Raw genomic sequence first — 24,257 nt, forward strand, 5'->3', positions numbered from 1 at the left:
AAAAACCTCTACCGACGTACACTCTCAGAAGACAGACCGCATATAGCGGAAGTTTTTCTTGCGAGATAAGGAGGGTATGCCTCTGATGTATATACATTCTTATCTCTTAAGAAAAACGTCTACCGACGTACATTCTCAGAAGACATCCCGTTTAGAAGTTGTTTTTCTTTTGATATCAGGATGTTCATGCATTGAAGTTTATACGTTCTGATATCTTAAAATAAGTGTACATGAAAATGACCGAACAATCGACCATGATTGGCGACTTCCTGCATTCTTGGCTAAAGGAAGGAACAATGGTAAACTAAACTTAATTATAAGCGTGAGAGGAAAGATCACGTGTTGAACCCTGAGGAAGAATTGAAGCGGGTATCCGCAAAAGATGCCCTGCGCAAAATGATGCTATCACGTAGGGATGAGTTATCCGAGGAAGAGCGGGCGAAGCGATCGCAGCAAGCTTGCAAGCATGCTGCGGAGGTCATGAATCGGCTTCAACTTCAGAGCATGATGATTTATGTCCCCTTTCGCTCCGAACTGGATTCCCGGCCGCTAGTTGAATGGGCATGGAAGCAGGGAATTCAGGTTATCGTTCCCCGGAGTTTGCCCCAAGACCGTTCGCTGGAATTGTATAAGCTTCACGCATGGAATGAGCTGATTCCCGGAGCTTACGGTATTCTGGAGCCTGCTCCGCAGCGATCGCAGAAATGGATGAATTATGGGCCTGATATCATCTGGGTGCCTGGGCTTGCGTTTGACAGGAAGGGCGGAAGACTTGGATACGGAGGCGGTTATTATGACCGACTGTCGGACAGGCTTAGTCAGGGAGCGCAAGACAACTCTCGTCAGATCGGTGAGCCTTTGTGGGTGGGAATCGGTTACGAGGTTCAGGTCTTGGAGCATGTTCCCATGGAAGAGCATGATAGGGTATTGGACGGTTTGGTTACGGAACGGGGACATACTGTGAAGGCCAGACCTGCAGCGGAGGGATAAGAGATGGAATTGAGTCATTTTAATGGCCAAGGCAGAGCACGCATGGTGGATGTCAGTGATAAGGATGTAACGGCCCGGACAGCGGTAGCAAAGACTACGGTTCGTATGCACCCGGATACGCTGATTCGCATCCAGGAGGGGAAGATCGGCAAGGGGGATGTGCTTGCCGTAGCACAGGTTGCTGCTATCATGGCGGCCAAGAACACGTCAAACTGGATTCCGATGTGTCATCCGCTGCCGTTGACCGGCGTGAATGTGGAGTTCAGCGATAATGCTAGAGATGAGTTATATATAGAAACGACGGTGAAGACCACAGGCAAAACCGGCGTTGAAATGGAAGCTTTGACAGCAGCTTCAGCGGCTGCGTTAACGGTCTATGACATGTGCAAAGCCTTGCAAAAGGACATGGTCATCGGTCCGACCTACCTGGTAAGCAAAACCGGTGGGAAGAGCGGGGATTACATACAAGAAACAACATAGCATTGCATAGAGACAGGAGATTCGAACGAGTGGGAAGGAGAGAGGGCAGATGGTGTGGAAAACGGCGATCCTAACGGCGAGCGATAAAGGTTCGCGGGGGGAACGCGAGGATACGAGCGCTCAAGTGATCCGGGAATTGGTGGAGGAAGAGCTGAGCGGAGAAATTATTGAATACCGGATCGTACCGGACGAGCCGGATGAAATTATCGCGGCATTGATCGAACTGACGGATTATTATCAAGTGGATCTCGTGCTCACGACAGGCGGAACGGAGCTGGCGGTCCGGGATGTTACCCCGGAGGCAACCAAGCGGGTCATCGAACGCGAAGTGCCCGGCATCGTAGAAGCGATGCGTGCTACCGTCATGCAGAAGAATCGGAGCGCAATGCTGTTTCGGGGTGTGTGCGGCGTCCGCGGTCGTACCTTGATTGTCAATCTGCCGGGCTCGCCCAAAGGCGTGCACGAGAATCTGGCGGCGGTCATGGATCAGCTTCCGGAGGCATTGCTAATGGTAACGGGCCAGTATCGGGAGCAGCTCTAAAGGCCACCCTATTAGATAATTATGTAAATAATCTGTCACGATTCTAGACTGTATATGTGATTTACATTATGGTATGATGACGGTATATGAGCTTGTTTCAACTGCTGTAGTCGGATTATGGTCTTTAGTTAACACCTGTTGTAGTGCAAGGCGTGACGGATTTAGATCATCCTGAGGTCCTTTAAAGGCATTAAGCAGGACAAGGAGGAGAATAGATATGAGTACAATTGGAGTGCCGGGTATTATTTTGCTCGTCATTTTGGCGCTACTCTTGTTCGGACCGAACAAGCTTCCTGAACTGGGACGTGCGGTCGGAAGAACATTCCGTGAGTTTAAGGATGGTGCGCGCGAGATTATTGCTGACGATGCACCGGCGAAGAAGAAAGAAGAGGCTCCCCAGCAAGCCGTTGCCGCTGAGCCAACCAAGGTTGAGGATAAGCGTCTTCCGGAATAATGCAAGGTTTGAAGTCCCTTCCTTCGGGAGGGATTTTGTTTTGTCAGGGTCACATATAGGGTGGTGTTTAACATGTCGGAGCAAGTGAAAGATATGGCGCTTGTAGAGCATTTGGGCGAGCTTCGCAAACGAATTATAGTCGTGCTCGTGGTATTCGTAGCGGGGCTGATCGGTGGGCTTTTTGTCGCGGAGCCGATCTATCATTATTTGACGGCAGCTGAAGAAGCCAAGAACTTTGAACTGCACGCCTTCTCCTTCTGGGATGGTATCGGGATCTACATGAAAATCGCTGCCATTTTCTCGCTTGTCATTTCCGTTCCGCTGATCTTCTATCAGCTGTGGGCGTTCGTCAAGCCGGGACTTCGCAAAGAAGAGCAGAAAGCGGCCATTCGTTACGTACCGTATGCGTTTCTTCTGTTCATCGTGGGGATAACGTTTGGATATTACATCGTATTTCCGATGACGCTGTCATTCACTACAACGATTACGCAGAGCATGGGGCTTCAGGAAACCTACGGAATTACCAATTACTTAAATTTCATGTTCAATCTCGTATTACCGCTGGCCTTGCTGTTTGAGCTGCCGCTTGTGGTGATGTTCTTAACGAGAATCCGCATTCTGAATCCGCTGCGGCTTAAGAAAATGCGCAAAGTGTCTTATTTCGCGCTTGCGTTCATTGCGGCTTTCATTACGCCGCCCGACTTCATATCGGATATCCTGGTCACGATTCCGCTGCTGCTGCTGTACGAATTCAGCTTATTTCTGTCTTCCGTGGTCTACCGCAAGCAATTAGAGGCGGACATGGAACAGGACAAGCGGTACTTACAGGTAGATGAAGAGGATTGATAGTGATGACAATTGTTTTGCAACATAGGATCGCATGAGAATAAGAACAACCCGCATAACATCACTCCACGGGAGTATGGTTTGCGGGTTGTTTTTTTGTTCAAGCATCGAATGGTTAGGAATCAATTCCATAAGTGCATTAGCTCCCGGTCTCATGGGAATCATTTCATAACATCCTAACTTTCATCTTGAGCATATCTCGCTAGCGCCAACGCTGCGCCATACTTTCACCCTGTTGAAATATGAACGCTTGGAAGACAATAAGGATATCGGACATCACACGGCCAATACAGAAGGAGAGATTCCGGATATGAATATAACGGAAGAAATGAAATTGATGATACAGCAAGAACTTGAGCGGATTGAGCGGGAGGAAGGGGTTCTTATCCTGTATGCATGCGAAGCAGGCAGCAGGGCCTGGGGCTTCCCGTCGACAGACAGCGATTATGACGTAAGGTTTATCTATATCAGACCCGTGGAGTGGTATTTGTCCATCTTCGACAAGCGAGATGTGATTGAGCGGCCGATCAGCGACAAGCTGGATATGAGCGGTTGGGATTTGAAAAAAGCACTGGGGCTTTTTCGCAAGTCGAATCCACCCCTGCTCGAGTGGTTGGAGTCCCCCGTCAAGTATAAGGAGACGCTTGGCATCGCCCAGCAAATCCGCAGCATATCTCCGCTTGCCTTCTCGCCTAAATCGTGCATGCACCACTACCTGAACATGGCCAAAGGCAATTACCGGATGTATTTGCAAGGGGGAGACGTAAAGATCAAAAAGTATTTCTATGTACTGCGTCCGATATTGGCATGCGACTGGATTCAAACCTACAACGAGATGCCTCCCATGGAATTCGAGCTGCTTACGGATCGCCTATTAGATCAGGGAAGTGCACTGAAACAGGAGATCAATCAGTTGCTTCTTCGCAAACGTTCGGGCGAAGAGATGGATGATGAACCGAAACTTCCCATCATTAACGCATTCATCGAAGAGAAATTGAACGAATATGGTCAGCTAGTCAAGGATAAGAAGCACCAAGACACGGATCTGGATCAAAGGCTGGATGCTATGTTTCGGAACGCGCTGGTTGAAGGATGGGGAACCGGCGGACCGCAGTCATTCACGGTTTGACGAAAGGGGAGCATCATTTGGTATTCAGCCGTACAGTGTTTCTTAAGACACAGGCATATTTTGGCTGGTCATGGATACAATGGAGAAGGGAGTTTAGGGACAACCCCGAACAGAATCTTAATTGCAAAAAAATGATCAAAAAATCATGCAAAGGACTTGAAATTTTAAGACAACTTGAGTATCATAAAATTGGTTGTTAGCACTGAGGGTTGTCGAGTGCTAATACATAAAGCTTTGAAAAAAGCATCACAACATATTTAAAGGAGGCTATTTTTTCATGATCAGACCTTTAGGTGAACGCGTATTGGTAGAACCGATCGAACAAGAAGAAACTACGGCATTCGGGATTGTACTTCCTGACTCTGCTAAAGAAAAGCCGCAAGAAGGTAAAGTTATTGCTGTAGGCAGTGGCTCCCTGAAAGATGGCGCACGTGTACCTTTGGAAGTTAAAGAAGGCGACCGCGTCATTTTCTCCAAATACGCTGGAACAGAAATCAAATACGAAGGTAAAGAATATTTGATTATGAAAGAAAGCGACATCCACGCGATCTTAGGCTAATGAACGCCTGAATATATCTTTGTTTCACTATTTCATAATCCACTAGGGAGGTATGTAATACCATGGCAAAAGACATTAAGTTCAGTGAAGACGCCCGTCGCGCAATGCTTCGCGGTGTAGACGCTTTGGCAAATGCAGTTAAAGTAACACTCGGACCGAAAGGCCGCAACGTGGTTCTTGAGAAGAAATTCGGAAGCCCGCTCATCACGAATGACGGTGTAACCATCGCTAAAGAAATCGAGCTGGAAGATGCATTCGAGAACATGGGTGCTCAGCTTGTTAAAGAAGTAGCTACCAAAACCAACGATGTTGCCGGTGACGGTACAACAACGGCAACGGTTCTGGCTCAAGCTATGATCCGTGAGGGTCTGAAGAACGTAACAGCTGGCGCAAACCCAATGATCATCCGTAAGGGTATCGACAAAGCGGTTAGAGCAGCTGTGGCTGAGCTTCAAAACATCGCGAAAGAAGTTAAGAACCACCAGGAAATCGCTCAAGTCGCTTCCGTATCCGCAGACGATGAAGAAGTAGGTCAACTGATTGCAGAAGCTATGGATAAAGTGGGAAAAGATGGTGTTATCACCGTTGAAGAATCCCGCGGCTTCTTGACAGAGCTGGAAGTTGTAGAAGGTATGCAGTTTGACCGTGGCTACATCTCTCCATACATGATTACCGATACGGATAAAATGGAAGCTGTTCTTGAAAATCCATACATCCTGATCACCGACAAAAAAGTAACCAACACGCAAGAGATCCTGCCGATCCTTGAAAAAATCGTGCAACAAGGCAAACCGCTCGTTCTGATCGCGGAAGACATCGAAGGCGAAGCGCAAGCAATGCTGATCGTGAACAAACTGCGTGGAACGTTCAACGCTGTCGCTGTTAAAGCTCCTGGCTTCGGTGACCGTCGTAAAGCGATGCTGCAGGATATCGCTGCATTGACTGGCGGCCAAGTGATTACGGAAGAGCTCGGTCTCGACCTGAAAACAGCTTCCATCGATCAATTGGGTACCGCTCGTCAAGTGCGCGTAACCAAAGAGAACACCATCATCGTGGATGGCGCTGGCAACAAAGAAGACATCGATGCTCGCGTGAAGCAAATCCGCAACCAATTGGAAGAAACCACTTCCGATTTCGACAAAGAAAAACTGCAAGAGCGTCTGGCTAAATTGGCTGGCGGCGTAGCGGTCATCAAAGTCGGGGCAGCTACTGAAACTGAGCTCAAAGAACGCAAACTGCGCATCGAAGATGCCCTGAACGCAACCCGCGCTGCGGTTGAAGAAGGTATGGTATCCGGTGGTGGTACAGCGCTCGTTAACGTATACAACGCTGTTGCTGCTGTTCAAGTAGAAGGCGACGAGAAAACAGGCGTGAACATCGTTCTGCGCGCTCTGGAAGAACCAATCCGCACGATTGCAGCAAACGCTGGCCAAGAAGGTTCCGTGATCGTGGAGCGTCTGAAAAAAGAAGAGATCGGTATCGGCTACAACGCCGCTACAGACACTTGGGTGAACATGTTCGAAGCAGGTATCGTTGACCCTGCGAAAGTAACGCGTTCCGCTCTTCAAAACGCAGCTTCCGTTGCGGCAATGTTCCTGACAACTGAAGCGGTTATCGCTGACAAGCCAGAACCAGAAAAACCAGCTATGCCTGACATGGGCGGCATGGGTGGAATGGGCGGCATGATGTAAGTAAGGCCTTAAAAACCTGTCATATCAATGAATAAGAGACCTCTCGGGGTCTCTTTTCTTGTATAAGGTCACAAATGTATATATGTCTTTAAGAACAATTACAGAGAAGTGATTTACAAATATATGCCAACATGATTATACTTAAAAAAGTAAACTGAAGGCATCGGTAAAAAATCCCTGCTGGCCTATGCTGGCAGGGATTTTTTTGTTTGAAAGGGGGGAGCAATTCGTATGAAAAAATTATTCTTGAAATTTGGAACAGCGGTCTTATCCCTGTTATTGGTTTGGTTGGTCCTTAATTATTTTCCGGAGTTAGATGACATTGATGTAAACCAACCAATACCGGGTACCGTTGTCGAATTGGAGTTTCCAGCGGATAGATATCCTGAGACAGCGGATCACATACAAAAGGCCATTGAATCCGGCCATTCCGAAGTTTGTACCATTGATCGAACTGGTGCAGATGATAACAGGAGTTCTTCGCTAAAAGGAATCCCTACAAAAAAAGGATATGATCGGGATGAGTGGCCGATGGCCATGTGTGCCGAAGGCGGAGACGGTGCAAGTGTCGAATACATAGATCCATCTGACAATCGAGGAGCGGGAAGCTGGGTGGGTAACTATTTGGAGGGATACCCGGACGGTACCCAAGTACATTTCATTTTTAGATAGCAACAAGAACCTACTAGCTATATGCCAGTAGGTTCTTTTTTACGTCTAGTCGTATTAATCGACTCACATGCTTTATTTCCTCTAATGGTACCCAGACTGGCCCATAAACACTCCGCATCTCTAAGCGATCTGTACAAGCATCAGGTATACCTTGTAATACTGCGCCATCAATAAGGTATATCGTTACGTTTTGCTTCTTCTGTATGGCTATTTTCAGTTCTTTATCCCACATTTGATTGATCACGCACCTATGACTAAAGTAATAATGTCAGTATATCAAAGGTGGGTAGAATTTACTATAATTCATTTGAACACAAGTAGTAGAGGTTAACTGAAAAATACTTCGCATTATAGGTAATGCTCCGATATCATCGGTAAGAGACCTCACTGGCTTAGGCTGGTGAGGTTCTTTTTTGTTAAAGCATATTGGCCCTGGCATTGTATGGGATTTTGAATACTTTGTATTGAGATCGTAGAAAAGGAGGAGACCTCATGGGTGAAGTTGGTTACGAAAGTGTTGGAGGATACGGTGGTAAAAACTCAGTCGCGGCGATTCTTGTTCTCTTTATTTTGTTGGTAATCATTACTAGTGCCTTTGTATAATATTCCCTGCATGACAAAGACCCTACTGGCTAATGCTGGTAGGGTCTATTTCTTACTAATTTTAGAATACATTAAGATCGTTATTTTACAGGAAGACCAATAATTCTCATTATGTGATTTATATCATTTAACGGTATAGAAACGACCTCATTTTGTGTGTAAATCTTCACTCTCCCTGGATCTACAGAATGTTTTGGTAATCCAACTGTTATAGTCCCATCTTTAGTGCGGACACTTATCTGTTGTTGTTTCTCTATAGCAATCATTAGTTCTTTTAGCACGTGATTCTCCTCTTTTAAAGGAGTAGCTTTTAGTAGATTATTTTTTAATAAATAATTAATAAAGACACTGTACAAATTAATTGAATCAGTTATAATGTGATAAAAGCTTGCTAAAAACGGCTGGAAAATGGAGTTGATATATCATGTAAACAATGAAATTGAAAGCGCTTAATGGATGCGGTTTCAAATCAGGAAGTGATATGAAACTCGTGGAAGGGGTTGTTTAATAGGCGATTCATGGACTTTGGAGTACATGGATGGATCCAACAAAGGGGCGTTTGGCAGCAAAGAATGAGTGTGTTGAAAGGAGTTTAAACATGGCTGGTTTAGAACCGATAATTCAGATCGATATGAAAAAGAAGAAGGGCTCCAAACTTCAGTTAATGGCTAAGGAGCTTGTATACAACAAATGGCTTTACATTATGTTTCTACCTGTTTTTATATGGTATTTCATATTTGCCTATTGGCCGATGCATGGCTTGTTAATGGCATTTCAGAAGTACAACGTGGTCAAAGGGATATCCGGAAGTAGCTGGGTCGGATTTAAATATTTCCAACAATTTTTGGATGACCCCCATTTTTTTAGACTGATCAAAAACACGCTGCTCCTTAATATTTACAGCTTGATTTTTGGATTCCCAGTGCCAATTATTTTAGCTCTTTGCTTCAATGAAATACGGAATCTCCTGTTCAAAAAAATCGCACAGACGATTAGCTACTTACCGTATTTTATTTCTACGGTTGTTGTATGCGGGATGGCTCTTACCTTCCTTTCGCCGAGTACGGGTATCGTCAATATCCTTTTAAATAAATTTGGGATTGAGAGTATTTTCTTCTTTCAAGATCCGGATTACTTCAGAACGATTTATGTGCTGCTGGGAATTTGGCAGGGAGCTGGATTTTCCGCCATTATTTATATCGCCGCTCTTTCGGGCATTAGTCCAGATCTGTACGAAGCAGCCAAGATCGATGGGGCGGGCCGGTGGAGTCAGCTCCGCTACATTACATTCCCAAGTCTGGTCCCGACCATTATTATTATGCTGCTGTTAAACCTGGGTGCGATTTTAACGGCCGATTTCGGCAAAATCCTGCTGTTGTACAATCCAACAATTTATGACACCGCGGATGTCCTGAATACTTACGTGTACAGAAAAGGACTCATCGACAATAACTACAGCTATGCCACAGCGGTTGGCCTATTCCAGGCTGTAATTGGTTTCATTCTGGTATACGGGGCTAATTACTTGAGCAAAAAAGCAAACCAGACTTCGCTTTGGTAAAAGGGGGAGAGAACGTGTTTAAGACCAAAAAAAGAGTGGACGCCAGTGACGCCATTTATTTTGTATTCATCTATCTGTTTATTATCGTCACTTGTATCGTGATGCTCTACCCATTCATTTATATTCTATCCGTTTCTATCAGCGATACGGACAGTGTGATGCGAAATGAAGTGCTTCTCTGGCCAAAAGGAATCAATTTGTCGGCTTATGAGACAGTTTTGAATTACAAGGGAATGATCGTGGCCTATGGAAACACGATTTACTACACGGTGGTAGGAACATTTCTTAGTTTACTGCTGACGACGCTGGCGGCTTATCCACTGTCACGGAAAAATTGGAAGCTGCGCAATTTTGCCGCCATCTTTTTGGCGATTCCATTATGGTTCGGTGGCGGAATGATTCCATTTTATATGGTCATGAGAGATCTTCATTTGCTTAATTCCCGAATGGGTATCTTGCTTTACGCAGCTATTTCTACGTTCTATATCATCATTGTACGGACCTATTTTGAGAGTCTTCCCAAAGAGATCGAGGAATCGGCCAAAATCGATGGGGCCAGCGATATCAGAATATTCCTACAAATGGCGCTGCCTCTGTCCAAACCGGTGCTTGCAGCCATCGGCTTGTATTATGCGGTTGGCAAATGGAACTCCTTTTTCTGGGAATTGATATTGCTTAGCAAGGAGAAATTTATGCCAGTTCAGGTGTTATTGGTCCGAATAATCCGCGACAGCTCATTCGATAAGGAAATGGAGAAAGCGCTGGTCCAAAGTTCCGGAGTTCTGCCGATCACCATTCAATATGCGGCTATTGTGGTTACGGCTCTCCCGATTATTATGGCCTATCCGTTTCTGCAAAAGTATTTTGTGAAAGGGGTGATGATCGGCGCCGTTAAGAGTTAGTAAATTTGAAATAGAGATGTGGTTAAAATCAATAATCCAAAGTGGAGGTCGTAAGAATGAACAGACAATGGAGAAAGAATGGGATATCCTTATTGATCATTGTAATCATTATGGCTCTTCTGACATCGGCATGTGGAGGCGGAGCGTCAAAGGGAGAATCGTCGCCGTCAGATAATACGAGCGGTGATGAACCGGTGAAATTATCGATCTTTATTGCGAGCCGGGCAACGGATGAAATGTACACCAACGAAACACTGGTATGGAAGGAAATTGGGAAAAAATTTAACGTGGAATTTGACTTTATTACAGGTGATGCCAAAACGATGCGTGACAAATTTCCGCTTATGATTTCTTCCAATGAGTATCCGGATATCGTTGCGGATGCACCTAGCAACTTTAACAAGTACGGTCCGCAGGGCGTGTTCATCCCGCTGAACGATCTGATTAAAGATAAACCCAATCTGCAAAAATATTTAGTAGACGACAAAATTGCCAAATCCCAGATTGTTAATGCAGATGGCAATATTTACGGAGTTCCCATGTTGTCTGCGGTTCGTACATCCGAAGGCCCCTTGATTCGTCAAGACTGGTTGGATCGCTTGAACCTGCCAGTACCGGAAACGATGGATGATTGGTATAATACTTTGAAAGCGTTCAAAGAGAAGGATGCCAACGGAAACGGTGATCCGAAGGATGAAGTACCGTTTTCTACTGCCGGCACTTTTTATTTGAACTTTGCCGATGCTTGGGGCATTGACTTGAACGAGGATGGCCGCTGGATGGAGGAAAACGGCAAGATGATTTATACGCCAATCGATCCGCGCGCCAAGGAATTTCTAACTACGATGAACAAATGGTACAGTGAAGGATTGTTTGATCAAGAGATCCTGTCCAGACAAGATAAAGACTATACTTCGATGGTTTTCAATGATAAAGTCGGTGCAACCAATCATTGGGTTGGATATGTGGCAAGCTTCAATGCAAGACCTGAGGTTGAGAATATTAAAGGATTTAATTTTCAGGTTACGCCACCTCCAGTCATGAACAAAGGCGACAAACCGCTTACGAACAGACAGCAGCAAATCGTGGTGCCTGTTGCTTGGGCCATCAGCGGCCAGAACGAGCACGTCGACAAAACGATGGAAATTTTCGAGTATGCTTACAGTGACGAAGGTCAGCTACTATTTAACTTCGGGGTTGAGGGCGATACATATACGAAGGAAGCCGATGGAACGCTCAAATATACCGACAAGATTATGAAAAATCCGGATGGGGCTGCAAAGGCATTAAGTAGAATCGGAGCGCAGCCATGGATCGGTTTCCGTCAAGATGCCCGTTATGAGAAAGCGGCTGCTGTGAGCGAGGATGCTGCCAAGCAACTGTTCTATTACGTCGAACAAAACTATTTCCGGGATCCGGTACCTGCCTTGAAGTACACCGAAGATGATTTTGAGACGAGCACGGAGATCAAAACGCAGATCGATACCTATGTGAATGAGATGATTAGCAAGTTTATTATCGGGCAGGAGCCGTTATCTCAATTTGAGGCATTCGCTGAGAAAGTGAGATCCATGCGTTTTGATGAATTAGAAGCTATCCAGAACAAAGCGTATGAGGCGAATAAAGAAGTAATGAAGTAATGAAGTAATGAAGTAATGAAGTAATGAAGTAATGGATAAGAACATTGGAAACTAGGGGGTTTCTTTTTCTAGAGAACACATTACCCTGGAGAAAGGTACATGCATGAAACATATTAGAGGTAACGTATATCTAATGAAAGAAATCAACCGAGCGACCATCTTAAGCTTACTTCATAGGGAAAAAGCGATGTCGCGCGCGGATATCGCAAAGGTTACGCAGCTGAGCGCTACGACCGTGTCCTCTCTGGTGGATGAGCTGATTGCCGAAGGATACATTGTCGAATCGGGCGAAAAGTCATCGGTTGGTGCGGGGCGCAAGGCCATATCGCTGGAGATTAGCAAAGATAAAGGGTTTGTCATTTCGGTCGGGTTGGGAAACAACACATTTTACTGCACGCTATCCAATTTCCACAGTGAAATCGTCGCTGAGCTTACAGTTCCGGCTGTAAAAGGAAATGACCAGGTTCTGCAGGCGATATTTGACTGTATAAACGAGATTGTCCGAATTGCGGGAATCAGTGACTTCTCCCAAATCAAAGGAATCGGCATTGCTTCTCCGGGTATTGTTGATGAGGGCAGCGGGACAATAACGTATGCACGTTATCTGAATCTGAAGGATTTTGAGATCATCAGGCTGCTCCAGTCCCGTTATTATAATCTGCCAATTTACGTCATGAACGACACCAATGCCGCAGCATTTGCGGAATATTATCTGGAGACGAGTCCTAGCGTTAAGAATGTGCTATATGTATGGATATATGAAGGTGTCGGAGCCCGGTTTATCGTGAATGGCCAGGTCTATTCGGGGTACAAAGGAAGAGCAGGCGAGGTCGCCCTGCTGCATGATAATTGGTTTAACAGTACCTATGTGCTGGAGCAGGCGCGGAAAAGGGCAGCCAAGCATGGCTGCCCTGTACCTCAAACCATTGAAGAAGTTGTACAAGCGTATGAACGCGGGGAAGTTTGGATCGAGACGATGATGAATCGAAGCCTGCTGTTTTTGAGCAGGGCGGTTGCGGTCATGATGAATCTGTTTGGCCCGCAAAAGACCATTTTGGACGGGTGGTTCATGACATCACCGAAATGCATTCAGAAGATTCACGATCATCTAGCCAAATTTGCGGTGGATGGTTTATATGACTCGAATGGGGTTACCCCAGCGAGTTTAGGCAAAAGAAATTATGTGATCGGCGTAACCACGATGGTTTTGCATCAGCTGTTCAAAGGTAAGATTTCGTTAACTTGACCATTGACTTTACAAGTAAACTGTTCTGAAAGTGCCGGTTATCAAATCTGGAACATGATATTTCCAAGGCGGTTCAGTTTATTCGCAAATTTAATAAATGAAAAAGAGACCTTAAGGGGTCTCTGTTAGAATCACAAAAAGGTCGCGTTTCTGGCGTGGGCGGCCCGAATATCGGTACCGGGTCGCCTCCGTTGGCATCGTTTATTTAAGATTGATCGTTCCGAAAATCGAATTTTTACTTGGATCTCTAAAGGTGATAGAACTGATATCCATATTTTCTGGAAGGTTGAGCGTAACTTGAATAGTTTTCGTCTCACCTTTTAGTAGATTGGTATGGTCATATGAAGTAGCTGAACTGATCTTCTTGCCACTAATAGTAGCGCTATCAAAAAAATCTAATGCACTCCATGCGAATTGGTTTGTCGGCTCTTCGTTTAGCGTTGCTTCAAATTCAATAACAGCGAACTTGTTTCCTTTATCAGCAATCATACCAGATGTCGATCCAGGTCCAGATGGGATGAAGTTTGTATAGCTTACACTGTTAACTTTTAGGGTCATATCACCTCGAGTAGCGGTTTCATTAAGTTTGAGTGTTAGTGGTGTCTGTGGTGCATTGGTTTGATTGGAATTTACTTGGGGATTTGTTGGTGTTTGTGTCAATTCTATTCTCTTAGCCTTGCTATCGAAAGAAGATAACTCAGCGTTTAGCATTTCAGCAACCTCACGAACCGGAAGGTAGGTTGTACCTTTGTATATAATCGGATCAGATTTGAGATTTTGTTTTTGTCCATCTACGATAATCGTGAATTTTGATAAAACAGCTTGAATTGTACCTGGTGCTGCAGCTGCAATTGTTGTCGATCCAATCATCATGCCAAGTGCTAGAGTGGTAATGGTTTTAACAAACGATTTCTTCAAGTGATACAACTCCTTTTTTTTGTAAAGTATAACACTTATTATGGCAAAATCTGGATATAACTTTATAGCGGTTAAACTAACAATTTGCCCATTTTATTCCGTATCCCTTTTTTTATCTATTGATTATTCCGATATAATGTCCGATAATTTAATGGTTTAGGAAAATCACAGAAGGGGAGGAAGAAAGAGGAATGAAGAAAAAGAAAATTGTTTTAGCAATGACTGCACTATTGATGTTGGGAGGTACTGCCGTGTATGCAGCAGCTCCACAAATCAAGGGAACGATCCAGAACTTTAAGTATGTTCTAAACGGGAAAGTATGGAGCCATTCTGGGAAACCGATTTTGGTAAATGGTCAGTATTATTTGCCGGTAAGTACCGTTAAAGAAGCAACTAAAACCAACATAACGATTGATAAAGCTAAAGGGACAGTACATATCGGTGAGAAATTAAAGGAAACTCCTATTTTGAACGAACAGGTGAAGTACTACAATACTGCATTAACTAGAGACGATGCATACACTGGGGATTTTAAAGAAGTTATACTCACTAAGGGTTCTTTGCCAAGTGTGTACCTTTTTCCTCAAGGCAAATATCAAACGTTAGTCCTAGACATCTGCGCGATCGAAAAGGACGCAACGATTGTGATCAAGAATAAAGATACAAAAGAAGAATTAAAGTCCTTGTTTGTCTCTCAAGACATCACTGAACAAATCGAAATAAACATAACAGGAATGAAACAAGTTGAAGTTGAAGTACAAGGAAAAGCAGTTGTTTATCCATCTTCGCATTATAAGTAATATGATCGCGTCGATAAGAAACCCTGTTGGCTTAGGCTAACGGGGTTCTTTTAGTATGGTGATCGCCAAGGTGCGCATCGCTCAGATTGACCTGGCTGGAATGGTCATAGCACAAAAAGATGACAAGGTCAGCGATATGATGATCTACTCGTCAGTGTTAAATGTCAAAACACTGGTAAACAGTTCCATTGCATCAGAATATTATGAGGTTTGTTGGATACCAATTCCAGGGAATCGAATGAATAATAAAAAGGAATTGAAGATATTGACAATCTCACAAATATCATTTGCTAATGGGGGTAGGATTGTGTCTAGAAAATATTCACGATTATTGATGGCGTGTTTTGCCGGATTGCTGCTGATGTTCGGATTAATGCCCGGATTAAGCTACGCGGCTACCGATTCGGCGCAGTCAACTGCCGAATGGTCCAGGGATTACGGGAGTAACTCCGCAGGGAATGAAGTGATCCCGACTTCTGATGGCGGCTATATAGCCGTTGGAGGTATCTTCGAGGCTGGAAAGTATCAAAAGGCTTACATTTTAAAGCTTGATGCAGAGGGCCAGGTTGAATGGGAACAGAAGCCTATGTATCCTACTACGAATAGTATGGCATACCGGGTCATTGAGACGAAGGACGGCGGATATCTAGTAGCCGGTAACACGAATTCAGAAGACGTACCGATTGTTGGTCAGCTGTATATAATTAGACTGGATTCATCGGGCAATGTATTATGGGAGAAGGTACAGGATGATACAATTCATAGTACCCCGACTGCAATTGTCGAAACGGAGGACGGCGATTTTTTTATAGCCGGGAGTGGGTCCGTAGGCTGGGTTGCCTATGAAAAAGCCTATATTTTAAAGATCGATATAAACGGTGAGACGTTGTGGTATAACAAATACAATTATACAGACAGCGTAGAGTTTAACGACCTTATTCCGGCAAATGATGGAGGGTACATTGCCGTTGGCGGCGTAGGCCGGGCGGAATATGAAACGGGAGACCTGGATGCGATGCTGATGGTCAAAATTGATGATCAAGGCAAAGAAGTCTGGTCGAAACAATTCAAGGACCCGGATAGCCGCTGGACTGCATTTTCCATCACTGCTTCGGAAGATGGGGGTTATGTCATTGGCAGTGAAAAACGTATCGACCGCAATCGTGTGAATGCACTTACCAAGTTGGACCTGAACGGACAGGAACAATGGGAAAAAACATATCGCGACGGGATGAATTCCGAATTTTTTAAACGTCTTGTCCACACAAAAGACGGCTACGCCATGCTGGGAGAACATATTTCTCAGAACAGTCTGGATTACAAAAGGCAATACGATGTGCTGAGCGTCGATGGGAACGGCCAGTTTATCAGCAGGGAATTGTTTAAGGGCCCTCCCATCTACCTCGGTGGAAGTGCAGCGGTAACACCTGACGGCGGATTTATTTTTCCGGGAACCGTTGTACGGGGGGACGTGAAGAAGTTCCAGCTTATGAAGCTGTCGCCTTCAGCGGACAGGCCAGTCGAACGTACGCTGACGGGCATCTCGTTTACGGAAAAGGAAAAGAAATTGAAAGCAGGTACAAGCGTCTTTACCGTGCTTCAAGCGGTTTATTCCGACGGCACAAAGAGCGATTTGTCCAGCGCCGCAGATTATGTATCGGCGGACAGCGCCATCGTGGAAATCGACGCATTGGGCCGGATTACAGGGCACGAGCCGGGGAACAGCTATGTTATAGCAGCTTACGAAGGTTTCACGGCCAGATTGAGCATTACCGTGTTCCCGGAAGACTCGGACGAATTCGAACCTGTCTCTGGCTATATCAAGCTGGATTCTGACGAGTATTCGCTTGCGGAAGGCACGATGCTCGACTTGAAGGTCATATTGCGTAACTATATTAACCAAAACGAAATCGACATCACAAGGCAAACAACATTCATCAGTGATCATCCGGATATAGCCGAGGTGGATAAGGAAGGAAACCTGATCGGCCATAAGCCGGGAAAAACCCAGATCTATGCCCAGTATAAGGGAAGCATCACTTCGGCCAACGTGCTGGTGGTCCGTTCATCAAGTTTGCAAAAAGAAAAGCCCAAAAATGGGCTTAGGATATCAGAGCATCTATTAGAAACAAACTATTCCGTCTTCTCAAGCGTGGACACACCGATAATAATGGAATTCGTGGTTCCGCCACTAATATTATCAAACGAATAATATGTTGCCGGGACTCCTCGCATCGTGACATAATCGTCTTGCAAAATATCACCGGTAGAGTGGGCATAAAAACCGGTAATGGAGTTGTCATTATCATCTATGATGTGTATTTCGGCAAGGGTAATACCCTCTTCGACTTCATCTTCAATGATATCAACAACGTATCCACTTACCTCGATCATCTGATCCAAATAGGGACTCAGATTTTTGTTGAGGTGACGTGACGTAATATTTGGATCGACTTCTGCCTTCGCTTTCTTTTGAGCTTTAGGTGTAAGCGCTGGAAATAACTCATAATGCTGAACAAAATAGTTATAGGTGAGCTCGTCTAAAGTTCCGTTTTCAATTTCAATAGGAATAACATAAGCCATGATTTCAGCGAAAAGGTTTTCTTCCGTTAATCCTTCGACATTACTGCCAGCGTTAGCATTCGCGTCTTCCACCTGATTACTAACGTTAACGATTTCGAACGAGTCCATTATGTTTTGGACACTCGCTTTTCCTCCATTATCGTAGGCTGTCTTGGAATAGGAAATGGAGAGCGTGTAAAGTTCATTGCCGTTTGAGACAAAATATTGAGTTAATATGACCTGGGCGTTGGACTCTCCATGAGTGTATTCAGATTCCAGTATCCCCGCTGCCTTTTTGGGAACGTCGATGAAGTTCAGTTTTTTGAAGTTTTGTATTAATGGTCCCCCATCTCCATTGGTTAAACCTTGTACGGCAACATTAGCTGCTTCTTCGGGAGTAGCAGACGATTCCTCGATAACTACATTTAAATTATCAACAAAAGCTCCTTGGGGGTTAGGATTTACGAATGCCGCAATGACTTGAGGAATGTTAAGCTCTGCATCCTTCCACGTCGAAGGGTAGGAAAAGGAGAAATTCTCCCCCTTAAATGATTGAGTTTTATTAGGCTCTTCATTTTTTTTCGTATTTTCAGAGGCAGTGTTTTTCGCCGCTTCATTTTCTGGGGTTGAAGGGGTGGAGGAAGTTTCGGTTGTGTCTTTTCCTGAACTGCATGCAGTTAGCATGACCAATAACAATAGCATGAACAGGGTTGATGTTGCTAGGCGTTTCATTTTTTCTTCTCTTTTCTTGAGTCCCTATCGGCTAGGGGATTGGCTTGAACGGAAATATTCCGCTTGTTGTTAACCTGTAATAACAGGAATATTATAGAATAGTCTATCAGAACTAGGTATATATTTCTATATTTAAAGCGAAAGAGTAAGGATATTGTAGAATTATAGAAATTAATGGGGAAAATGAACTATTGTTGCGAATATTAATCCACTCTAATGAGTGATCATAGTGATCAATGGGGCGCTCACAACTTTTTATGTCTCGCTAATGAAGCTTTAAGGTTTCATTAAGCTACATATCTTATGATGGAATCACCTCTTAACAATAGATTAGGAGCCCCTCTAATTCCGTGGTTAGAGGGGCTTCTCTTGTTTACATACCTTTTTTGCCCATTCGTGGTTTGATTATTGCTATTTTTTTGGGCTATGATAGACTAGTATTTTTTATAGCAATACAAATGTTGTAAAGAGAGTAGGAGAGTTATGGAAGATTTCATCTTGTGGTTGAAGTACTTGCTATTGGGTATTGTGCAGGGGGTTACGGAGCCGATTCCGGTATCCTCCAGCGGTCATTTGATTGTCGCCCAGAGACTCATGGGCATGGAGCAGAACGGGCTGTCGTTTGAAATTCTGACCAATACGGCATCATTAATTGCGATTGTATTTATCTTTCGCAAGGATTTGCAGAGATTGATCGTGAACGGCCTAAGTTATTTGCGCACACGAAAACCGGAGTATAAATCCGACTTCATGTTTATTCTGTATATTATCGTAGGTACGATTCCGGCCGTCATTATCGGTCTGTTGTTCAAGGATCAGATTGAAGAAATATTTGCCTCTGTACGTACGGTAGGCGTTGCGCTGCTGTTCACGGGGGTAGCCCTTTGGCTGATTCGGAATCTTCGCGGCCGCAAGCTGGACAATGACCTGTCATTCAAGGACGCGCTTATCGTAGGTTTAGCCCAGGCGGTTGCGCTGATCCCGGGTATTAGCCGATCCGGTTCGACCGTCATTACGTCGATCGCTGTGGGGATGAAGCAGGAGACAGCGCTGCGGTTTTCCTTTATGCTGTATATTCCTATAAGTCTCGGCGGCATGGTGCTGGGGGTGTCGGATATCACATCGGATCCCAAATTTTCTTCGCTGCTAATGCCTTATCTCATAGCATTTATCGCTACCCTGTTCTGTACCTATTTTGCGATGAAATGGTTCATGAATATCATGGCACGGGGTAATCTGAAATATTTCGCTTATTATTGCTTTGTCGTTGGTATTTTGCTGCTTGTCTTCTTATAATAATGAGTAGGGCTTCCCATAGGTTCTTCTGAACTTGTGGGGGGCTCTATACATTCGTGGGGGAGTGATTATGATGACAAAAGGTCCTTTTCAGTCCATCATTACATCGGAGGAGGAGCTTCGCGAACTGTTCGGCGAGTCCAGTCACGTCGTCAAACATAAAACGATTGATCGATTGGATCATCACTGCAAAGACTTCATTGCCAAGAGTCCGTTGCTATTTATAGCTACTTCGGACGCATCCGGTTATTGCGATGTTTCGCCCAGGGGGGATGCACCGGGGTTTGTACATGTGATGGATGAATCCTGTTTGGTTATTCCGGAACGTCCGGGCAATCGCCGTTTTGATTCGCTGCGCAATATCCTGTCCAACCCGAGGGTCGGCATCGTGTTTGTCATACCGGGTTTGAAGGAGACCTTACGAGTCAACGGTAGCGCCGTTCTGGTAAGAGACGAAGAAATTATGGAGCAGCTCAGTGTACAGGGCAAACGACCATGGCTTGGTATCGGGGTACAGGTCGAAGAATGCTATATCCACTGTGCAAAAGCCTTCATACGCTCCCAAGCATGGAAACCTGATTCCTGGATGCCGAGCGAGCAGCTGCCGAATCCATCACGGATCATTGCGGATCATGTGAATCAAGATCGTGTGACGGAGGAGTCGGTTACTCGGGGATTACAGGACAGTTACGACAAGCGTCTCTATTGATATTCATTTATAATAGGATTAGCGATATAAGGAAACGATGATTATGACGGTCAGATTGAAGATAAGGGGACCAATAGCTTTGATAACGACCAGAGAACAAATTTTAGACCGATTGCATAAAGGAATACGGACGCAGGAGCGATTGATTGGCGTTGCGGCAGGGGCAGGAATCTCGGCAAAATATGCGGTTAAGGGCGGGGCTGATTTGATACTGGCCCTGAATTCGGGCCGTTTTCGGCAGATGGGGCTCGGCTCCCTGGCGGGTTTCATGCCCTACGCGAACGGCAATGAAATGGTGATGGAATTCGGCTTGCGGGAGATTCTTTCGGTGGTCCGTGACATACCGGTGATCTTCGGCCTATGCGGGACAGATCCAACCATTCAGCTTCCCGATTACTTGGCATTCATCCGCGGCAGCGGTTTTGCCGGCATTATTAACTATCCGACCGTAGGACTGATAGATGGACAGTTTCGTGAAGCTTTAGAGGAAGAAGGCATCACCTATCTGCAGGAGGTAGAGACCATCCGGGCTGCTCATGCGCAAGATATGTTTACGATGGCCTTTGTTTTTACTCCAGAGCAGACGATGTGGATGCTGGATGCGGGGGCCGATATCATCTGCGCCCATTTGGGCGTCACGACAGGCGGGTTGATGGGCACCACGAAAGCATGGTCGCTGGAGAAGGGGGCGGAAATCGCCAGAGACATATTTGAAGTATGTGATGCTTCGGACAGGCGGCCAATCAAGCTGGTGTATGGCGGTCCGGTCCATATGCCAATCGATGTTCAGTATATGTATGACAACACGTCAGCCATGGGTTACGTGGGCGGTTCGAGCTTTGAACGAACACCGACGGAAGAAGCCATTGTGGATGCAACGCATCGTTTTAAGGCAACGGGGCATTTGGAGCAGGATCGGCAGCTGATGGAGAAGCTGACGCGGCTCGAAGAGCCGATGGATTATGTTGCATTTGTGAAGGAATATGTTGCCGAGAATTACGCGGGCCCGATTTCAATGAACGAGCTGGCAGAGCGTATTCATGTTTCACGAACGCATTTGAGCGCCCTGTTTAACAGGGAAGTGGGGTGCAGCTTTCCGGAATATATAGCTAAATACAGGATTCACAAAGCGCAGGAAATCATGAAGCACAGCAAGTTGTCCCTGGGCAGAATAGCCGAGCTGGTAGGCTACCCTGACTATGTTCATTTCAGCAAAACCTTCAAAAAATACGCGGGAACTTCTCCCCAATCCTATCGTCAACATATGAAAGACAAATATACATAAAGATCGTACATCGATACGATCTTTTTTATTTGAAAGCGCTGTATTATGGTCTTGTAGGGATCCTATGCTGGACCTGTCAGGACGGGTGCAAGCGATCCTGAGATGAGATATGGAGGAGGTCAGCACGGTGAAGACGGTAGCTATTGCGGGGACATTTGATTCGAAGGGTGCCGAGTTTTCATACGTTAAATCCGTTATCGAGAGCTTGGGGTTAAAGACGTTTATGATCCACAGCGGTGTGTTTGAGCCGATGTTCACGCCGGATGTATCCAACATCGAAGTTGCAGCGGCAGCTGGTGTGGATATACGCGAGATCGCGGCCCGGAAGGATCGGTCGGCAGGTACTGAGGCATTGGCTCTAGGAATGGAAAAAATTGTACCGAAGCTGTATGCGGAGGGCAAATTCGACGCCATGCTGTCATTCGGCGGTACTGGAGGTACTTCCATCGTCACAGCGGGCATGAGGGCATTGCCGATCGGCGTTCCGAAACTGATGGTGTCCACGGTCGCATCCGGCAATACAGCACCTTATGTGGGGACAAGTGACATTATCATGTTCCCGTCCATCGTGGATGTATCCGGACTGAATTCGTTTTCCACCAAAATATTCACGAACGCGGCACATGCGATTGCCGGTATGGTTCAGTTCGAATCGGTGCCCCCGATGGATAAAAAGCCGCTGGTTGCAGCGACAATGTTTGGGGTTACGACCCCGTGCATCGATTATGCCAGGGCGCATCTGGAGTTGCATGGTTACGAAGTGCTTGTATTTCACGCAACAGGTACGGGCGGACAAACGATGGAAAGCCTCATTGAGGCCGGATATATAGACGGTGTACTGGATTTGACGACAACAGAATGGTGTGATGAGCTGGTGGGCGGCGTTTTGGCGGCTGGTCCGCATCGCCTGGAAGCAGCCGGACGCTGCAAGGTGCCGCAGGTCGTATCAACCGGAGCGCTGGATATGGTCAACTTCGGTCCTTATGATACCGTGCCGGAGGCATTCCGGGAGCGGAATCTGTACAAGCATAACCCCTCGGTTACGCTGATGCGGACCACAGTTGAGGAGAACCGGCAGCTTGGGGAGTTGATTGCAGACAAATTGAATATGTCACAAGGATCTACCGTGCTGATGCTTCCTTTGCAGGGTGTATCGATGCTCGACGTGGAAGGCGAATCATTCCATGGACCGGAAGAGGATAAGATGCTGTTTGACACGTTAAGACAACGCATAGACCGTAAAACTGTTGAATTGATCGAGATGAATACCGACATCAATGATCAAGCTTTTGCCGTGGCTGCGGCCGATAAGCTGATGGAACTGATGAAACGGCAATAAGTTTGGCGCAGGTTACACACCCACACTCAAGTATTCACACTGAAGGAGGACATGATCATGGCAATGACAACAAGAGCAGAAGTGTTAGCAAAATTAAAAGCGGAAGTAGCAGCAGGTAAAGTATTATTGGGAGCGGGAGCAGGGACAGGCATATCGGCCAAGAGCGCCGAAGCTGGTGGTGTGGACCTGATTATTATATACAATTCAGGCCGTTATCGGATGGCTGGGCGCGGCTCACTCGCCGGACTGATGGCGTACGGAGATGCGAACCAGATTGTGGTGGACATGGGAAGCGAGGTGCTGCCGGTCGTGAAGCATACGCCAGTATTGGCGGGTGTTTGTGGCACGGATCCGTTCCGGATCATGGATATTTTCCTCAAGCAGCTTAAGGAGCAAGGCTTTGCCGGCGTGCAGAACTTTCCGACGGTTGGCTTGATTGACGGCGTATTCCGGGCGAATCTGGAAGAGACGGGCATGGGCTATGATCTGGAGGTTGAGATGATCCGGAAGGCGCATGAGCTGGATATGCTGACTACCCCGTATGTGTTTGATGTCGATCAAGCGAAGAAGATGGCTGAAGCAGGAGCCGATGTCCTGGTTGCTCATATGGGCCTTACCACAAAAGGAACCATAGGTGCGAAAACAGCATTGACACTCGACGATTGCGTTGAAAAGATTCAAGCGATCTGCGATGCCGGTAAAGCCATTAACCCGGACATTATGATTCTGTGCCATGGCGGTCCGATTGCAGAACCTGAGGATGCGGCGTATGTATTGTCCAGAACCAAGGGAGTCGAGGGATTCTTCGGAGCTTCCAGCATCGAGCGTTTTGCCACCGAGGTCGGCATTAAGCAGCAGACAGAGGCATTCAAGAATATCTCGAAATAAACAGGTAACCTGCTACAGAACGTTCGGAATCATATGGAATGAAAAGGACTCCCGGGAAGGGAGTCTTTTTTTGTGTACGGTGGCAAGGTAATCGACTGATCGGGCTAAACTCGCATGTGGTTCCGAAAACGAGGCGTAAACAACCCATTTAGCATCCGGCGACGTGACCTGCGGTTTCGCTTAATCATCATCCTTGTGCTTGCTCTTGGATGCAGCTATAGCAAAGGCAATAATAATTATTGGAATGAAGATAAACCAAGGGATCGTAATTGTTGTCCCCAATAGCAGGGCAAGCAGCAGCAATACCACCATGCCAATGATCAAGTACAGGCAGCCTCTGCCGAACGTCTCCATCATCCATCACTCCTTTTGACAAGGATAACGTTATGGACAAGGTCCAAGTTTCACGAATCA

25 protein-coding genes are annotated in these 24,257 nt (G+C 45.8%); 21 read left to right on the forward strand and 4 right to left on the reverse strand.

Features of this window, described 5'->3' with window-relative positions; genetic code table 11:
- The first annotated feature begins 339 nt into the window (after window positions 1-339).
- The 10 genes from J7E85_RS23515 (at window position 340) to yjcZ (ending at window position 7,965) form a co-directional block, all read left to right on the forward strand.
- Window positions 340-990, forward strand: coding sequence for a 5-formyltetrahydrofolate cyclo-ligase (locus J7E85_RS23515; protein ID WP_353049551.1), 651 nt, complete (start codon window positions 340-342; stop codon window positions 988-990).
- 3 nt (window positions 991-993) lie between these two features.
- A complete protein-coding gene (gene moaC, locus J7E85_RS23520; protein ID WP_071222520.1) occupies window positions 994-1,470 on the forward strand; it encodes a cyclic pyranopterin monophosphate synthase MoaC in 477 nt (158 codons plus the stop codon).
- Between the two features lie 49 nt (window positions 1,471-1,519).
- Window positions 1,520-2,011, forward strand: coding sequence for a MogA/MoaB family molybdenum cofactor biosynthesis protein (locus tag J7E85_RS23525; RefSeq protein WP_076324712.1), 492 nt, complete (start codon window positions 1,520-1,522; stop codon window positions 2,009-2,011).
- Window positions 2,012-2,228: 217 nt separating this feature from the next.
- Window positions 2,229-2,465 (forward strand): twin-arginine translocase TatA/TatE family subunit, encoded by a 237-nt coding sequence (locus tag J7E85_RS23530; RefSeq protein WP_076324711.1) that lies wholly within the window; start codon window positions 2,229-2,231, stop codon window positions 2,463-2,465.
- A gap of 72 nt (window positions 2,466-2,537) precedes the next feature.
- The gene (gene tatC, locus J7E85_RS23535) at window positions 2,538-3,311 is read left to right on the forward strand and encodes a twin-arginine translocase subunit TatC (protein WP_215162070.1); all 774 of its coding nucleotides are present in this window, start codon (window positions 2,538-2,540) and stop codon (window positions 3,309-3,311) included.
- Between the two features lie 310 nt (window positions 3,312-3,621).
- Window positions 3,622-4,440, forward strand: coding sequence for a nucleotidyltransferase domain-containing protein (locus J7E85_RS23540; RefSeq protein WP_215162135.1), 819 nt, complete (start codon window positions 3,622-3,624; stop codon window positions 4,438-4,440).
- 277 nt (window positions 4,441-4,717) lie between these two features.
- The gene (groES, locus tag J7E85_RS23545) at window positions 4,718-4,999 is read left to right on the forward strand and encodes a co-chaperone GroES (protein WP_006212454.1); all 282 of its coding nucleotides are present in this window, start codon (window positions 4,718-4,720) and stop codon (window positions 4,997-4,999) included.
- Window positions 5,000-5,061: 62 nt separating this feature from the next.
- Entirely contained in the window at window positions 5,062-6,690 is a 1,629-nt protein-coding gene (gene groL / locus J7E85_RS23550) for a chaperonin GroEL (protein WP_215162072.1), read from the forward strand.
- A 231-nt stretch (window positions 6,691-6,921) separates the two neighbouring features.
- Complete coding sequence (locus tag J7E85_RS23555; protein ID WP_076324707.1) at window positions 6,922-7,362, forward strand: NucA/NucB deoxyribonuclease domain-containing protein; 441 nt, start codon at window positions 6,922-6,924, stop codon at window positions 7,360-7,362.
- 492 nt (window positions 7,363-7,854) lie between these two features.
- Complete coding sequence (gene yjcZ / locus J7E85_RS23560) at window positions 7,855-7,965, forward strand: sporulation protein YjcZ (protein ID WP_083659774.1); 111 nt, start codon at window positions 7,855-7,857, stop codon at window positions 7,963-7,965.
- Window positions 7,966-8,045: 80 nt separating this feature from the next.
- Here yjcZ and J7E85_RS23565 read toward each other — a convergent pair whose 3' ends face one another.
- Window positions 8,046-8,246 carry a hypothetical protein gene (locus tag J7E85_RS23565; RefSeq protein ID WP_215162074.1) on the reverse strand — a complete coding sequence of 67 codons (201 nt, stop codon included), beginning with the start codon at window positions 8,244-8,246 and terminating at the stop codon, window positions 8,046-8,048.
- A 317-nt stretch (window positions 8,247-8,563) separates the two neighbouring features.
- Here J7E85_RS23565 and J7E85_RS23570 point away from each other — a divergent pair, with 317 nt between their 5' ends.
- The 4 genes from J7E85_RS23570 to J7E85_RS23585 all read left to right on the forward strand — a co-directional run bounded on the left by J7E85_RS23570 (window position 8,564) and on the right by J7E85_RS23585 (window position 13,314).
- The gene (locus tag J7E85_RS23570) at window positions 8,564-9,526 is read left to right on the forward strand and encodes an ABC transporter permease (RefSeq protein WP_251035990.1); all 963 of its coding nucleotides are present in this window, start codon (window positions 8,564-8,566) and stop codon (window positions 9,524-9,526) included.
- A gap of 14 nt (window positions 9,527-9,540) precedes the next feature.
- Window positions 9,541-10,428 (forward strand): carbohydrate ABC transporter permease, encoded by an 888-nt coding sequence (locus tag J7E85_RS23575; protein WP_215162076.1) that lies wholly within the window; start codon window positions 9,541-9,543, stop codon window positions 10,426-10,428.
- A gap of 56 nt (window positions 10,429-10,484) precedes the next feature.
- Window positions 10,485-12,068, forward strand: a complete 1,584-nt coding sequence (locus tag J7E85_RS23580; protein ID WP_215162078.1) for a type 2 periplasmic-binding domain-containing protein — start codon at window positions 10,485-10,487, stop codon at window positions 12,066-12,068.
- Window positions 12,069-12,171: 103 nt separating this feature from the next.
- Entirely contained in the window at window positions 12,172-13,314 is a 1,143-nt protein-coding gene (locus J7E85_RS23585) for an ROK family transcriptional regulator (RefSeq protein ID WP_215162080.1), read from the forward strand.
- A gap of 201 nt (window positions 13,315-13,515) precedes the next feature.
- Here J7E85_RS23585 and J7E85_RS23590 read toward each other — a convergent pair whose 3' ends face one another.
- Window positions 13,516-14,232: a stalk domain-containing protein gene (locus tag J7E85_RS23590; RefSeq protein WP_215162082.1), complete on the reverse strand. Its 717-nt coding sequence runs from the start codon at window positions 14,230-14,232 to the stop codon at window positions 13,516-13,518.
- 191 nt (window positions 14,233-14,423) lie between these two features.
- Between J7E85_RS23590 and J7E85_RS23595 the strand changes: the two genes are divergently transcribed.
- Together J7E85_RS23595 and J7E85_RS23600 are read left to right on the forward strand one after the other, a co-directional pair.
- On the forward strand, window positions 14,424-15,032 hold the full coding sequence (locus J7E85_RS23595) for a stalk domain-containing protein (RefSeq protein WP_215162084.1): 609 nt from the start codon (window positions 14,424-14,426) through the stop codon (window positions 15,030-15,032).
- Window positions 15,033-15,339: 307 nt separating this feature from the next.
- Entirely contained in the window at window positions 15,340-17,244 is a 1,905-nt protein-coding gene (locus J7E85_RS23600; RefSeq protein ID WP_215162086.1) for a hypothetical protein, read from the forward strand.
- Here J7E85_RS23600 and J7E85_RS23605 read toward each other — a convergent pair.
- The gene (locus J7E85_RS23605; protein ID WP_215162088.1) at window positions 17,166-18,326 is read right to left on the reverse strand and encodes a PsbP-related protein; all 1,161 of its coding nucleotides are present in this window, start codon (window positions 18,324-18,326) and stop codon (window positions 17,166-17,168) included. The two genes, J7E85_RS23600 and J7E85_RS23605, sit on opposite strands and share 79 nt — an antisense overlap.
- 483 nt (window positions 18,327-18,809) lie before the next feature.
- Between J7E85_RS23605 and J7E85_RS23610 the strand changes: the two genes are divergently transcribed.
- The 5 genes from J7E85_RS23610 (at window position 18,810) to J7E85_RS23630 (ending at window position 23,843) form a co-directional block, all read left to right on the forward strand.
- Entirely contained in the window at window positions 18,810-19,622 is an 813-nt protein-coding gene (locus J7E85_RS23610; RefSeq protein WP_215162090.1) for an undecaprenyl-diphosphate phosphatase, read from the forward strand.
- A 73-nt stretch (window positions 19,623-19,695) separates the two neighbouring features.
- The gene (locus tag J7E85_RS23615; protein WP_215162139.1) at window positions 19,696-20,331 is read left to right on the forward strand and encodes a pyridoxamine 5'-phosphate oxidase family protein; all 636 of its coding nucleotides are present in this window, start codon (window positions 19,696-19,698) and stop codon (window positions 20,329-20,331) included.
- Window positions 20,332-20,374: 43 nt separating this feature from the next.
- Window positions 20,375-21,616 (forward strand): phosphoenolpyruvate hydrolase family protein, encoded by a 1,242-nt coding sequence (locus J7E85_RS23620; RefSeq protein ID WP_215162092.1) that lies wholly within the window; start codon window positions 20,375-20,377, stop codon window positions 21,614-21,616.
- A gap of 127 nt (window positions 21,617-21,743) precedes the next feature.
- Window positions 21,744-22,955 carry a Tm-1-like ATP-binding domain-containing protein gene (locus tag J7E85_RS23625; protein ID WP_215162094.1) on the forward strand — a complete coding sequence of 404 codons (1,212 nt, stop codon included), beginning with the start codon at window positions 21,744-21,746 and terminating at the stop codon, window positions 22,953-22,955.
- Window positions 22,956-23,012: 57 nt separating this feature from the next.
- The gene (locus J7E85_RS23630; protein ID WP_215162096.1) at window positions 23,013-23,843 is read left to right on the forward strand and encodes a phosphoenolpyruvate hydrolase family protein; all 831 of its coding nucleotides are present in this window, start codon (window positions 23,013-23,015) and stop codon (window positions 23,841-23,843) included.
- Between the two features lie 180 nt (window positions 23,844-24,023).
- On the opposite strand, the gene J7E85_RS23635 is transcribed toward J7E85_RS23630, so the two are convergent.
- Window positions 24,024-24,200, reverse strand: a complete 177-nt coding sequence (locus tag J7E85_RS23635; protein WP_179090683.1) for a hypothetical protein — start codon at window positions 24,198-24,200, stop codon at window positions 24,024-24,026.
- Between the last annotated feature and the right edge of the window lie 57 nt (window positions 24,201-24,257).

The sequence above is a fragment of the Paenibacillus sp. ISL-20 genome (assembly GCF_018613005.1).
Lineage (GTDB): Bacteria > Bacillota > Bacilli > Paenibacillales > Paenibacillaceae > Paenibacillus_AQ.

Excerpts from the sequence above, each read along its gene's own strand:
- moaC (WP_071222520.1), top strand. The coding sequence starts at position 994 with ATGGAATTGAGTCATTTTAATGGCCAAGGCAGAGCACGCATGGTGGAT.
- J7E85_RS23525 (WP_076324712.1), top strand. The coding sequence starts at position 1,520 with ATGGTGTGGAAAACGGCGATCCTAACGGCGAGCGATAAAGGTTCGCGG.
- J7E85_RS23530 (WP_076324711.1), top strand. The coding sequence starts at position 2,229 with ATGAGTACAATTGGAGTGCCGGGTATTATTTTGCTCGTCATTTTGGCG.
- tatC (WP_215162070.1), top strand. The coding sequence starts at position 2,538 with ATGTCGGAGCAAGTGAAAGATATGGCGCTTGTAGAGCATTTGGGCGAG.
- J7E85_RS23540 (WP_215162135.1), top strand. The coding sequence starts at position 3,622 with ATGAATATAACGGAAGAAATGAAATTGATGATACAGCAAGAACTTGAG.
- groES (WP_006212454.1), top strand. The coding sequence starts at position 4,718 with ATGATCAGACCTTTAGGTGAACGCGTATTGGTAGAACCGATCGAACAA.
- groL (WP_215162072.1), top strand. The coding sequence starts at position 5,062 with ATGGCAAAAGACATTAAGTTCAGTGAAGACGCCCGTCGCGCAATGCTT.
- J7E85_RS23555 (WP_076324707.1), top strand. The coding sequence starts at position 6,922 with ATGAAAAAATTATTCTTGAAATTTGGAACAGCGGTCTTATCCCTGTTA.
- yjcZ (WP_083659774.1), top strand. The coding sequence starts at position 7,855 with ATGGGTGAAGTTGGTTACGAAAGTGTTGGAGGATACGGTGGTAAAAAC.
- J7E85_RS23570 (WP_251035990.1), top strand. The coding sequence starts at position 8,564 with ATGGCTGGTTTAGAACCGATAATTCAGATCGATATGAAAAAGAAGAAG.
- J7E85_RS23580 (WP_215162078.1), top strand. The coding sequence starts at position 10,485 with ATGAACAGACAATGGAGAAAGAATGGGATATCCTTATTGATCATTGTA.
- J7E85_RS23585 (WP_215162080.1), top strand. The coding sequence starts at position 12,172 with ATGAAACATATTAGAGGTAACGTATATCTAATGAAAGAAATCAACCGA.
- J7E85_RS23595 (WP_215162084.1), top strand. The coding sequence starts at position 14,424 with ATGAAGAAAAAGAAAATTGTTTTAGCAATGACTGCACTATTGATGTTG.
- J7E85_RS23605 (WP_215162088.1), bottom strand. The coding sequence starts at position 18,326 with ATGAAACGCCTAGCAACATCAACCCTGTTCATGCTATTGTTATTGGTC.
- J7E85_RS23610 (WP_215162090.1), top strand. The coding sequence starts at position 18,810 with ATGGAAGATTTCATCTTGTGGTTGAAGTACTTGCTATTGGGTATTGTG.
- J7E85_RS23615 (WP_215162139.1), top strand. The coding sequence starts at position 19,696 with ATGACAAAAGGTCCTTTTCAGTCCATCATTACATCGGAGGAGGAGCTT.
- J7E85_RS23620 (WP_215162092.1), top strand. The coding sequence starts at position 20,375 with ATGACGGTCAGATTGAAGATAAGGGGACCAATAGCTTTGATAACGACC.
- J7E85_RS23630 (WP_215162096.1), top strand. The coding sequence starts at position 23,013 with ATGGCAATGACAACAAGAGCAGAAGTGTTAGCAAAATTAAAAGCGGAA.
- J7E85_RS23635 (WP_179090683.1), bottom strand. The coding sequence starts at position 24,200 with ATGATGGAGACGTTCGGCAGAGGCTGCCTGTACTTGATCATTGGCATG.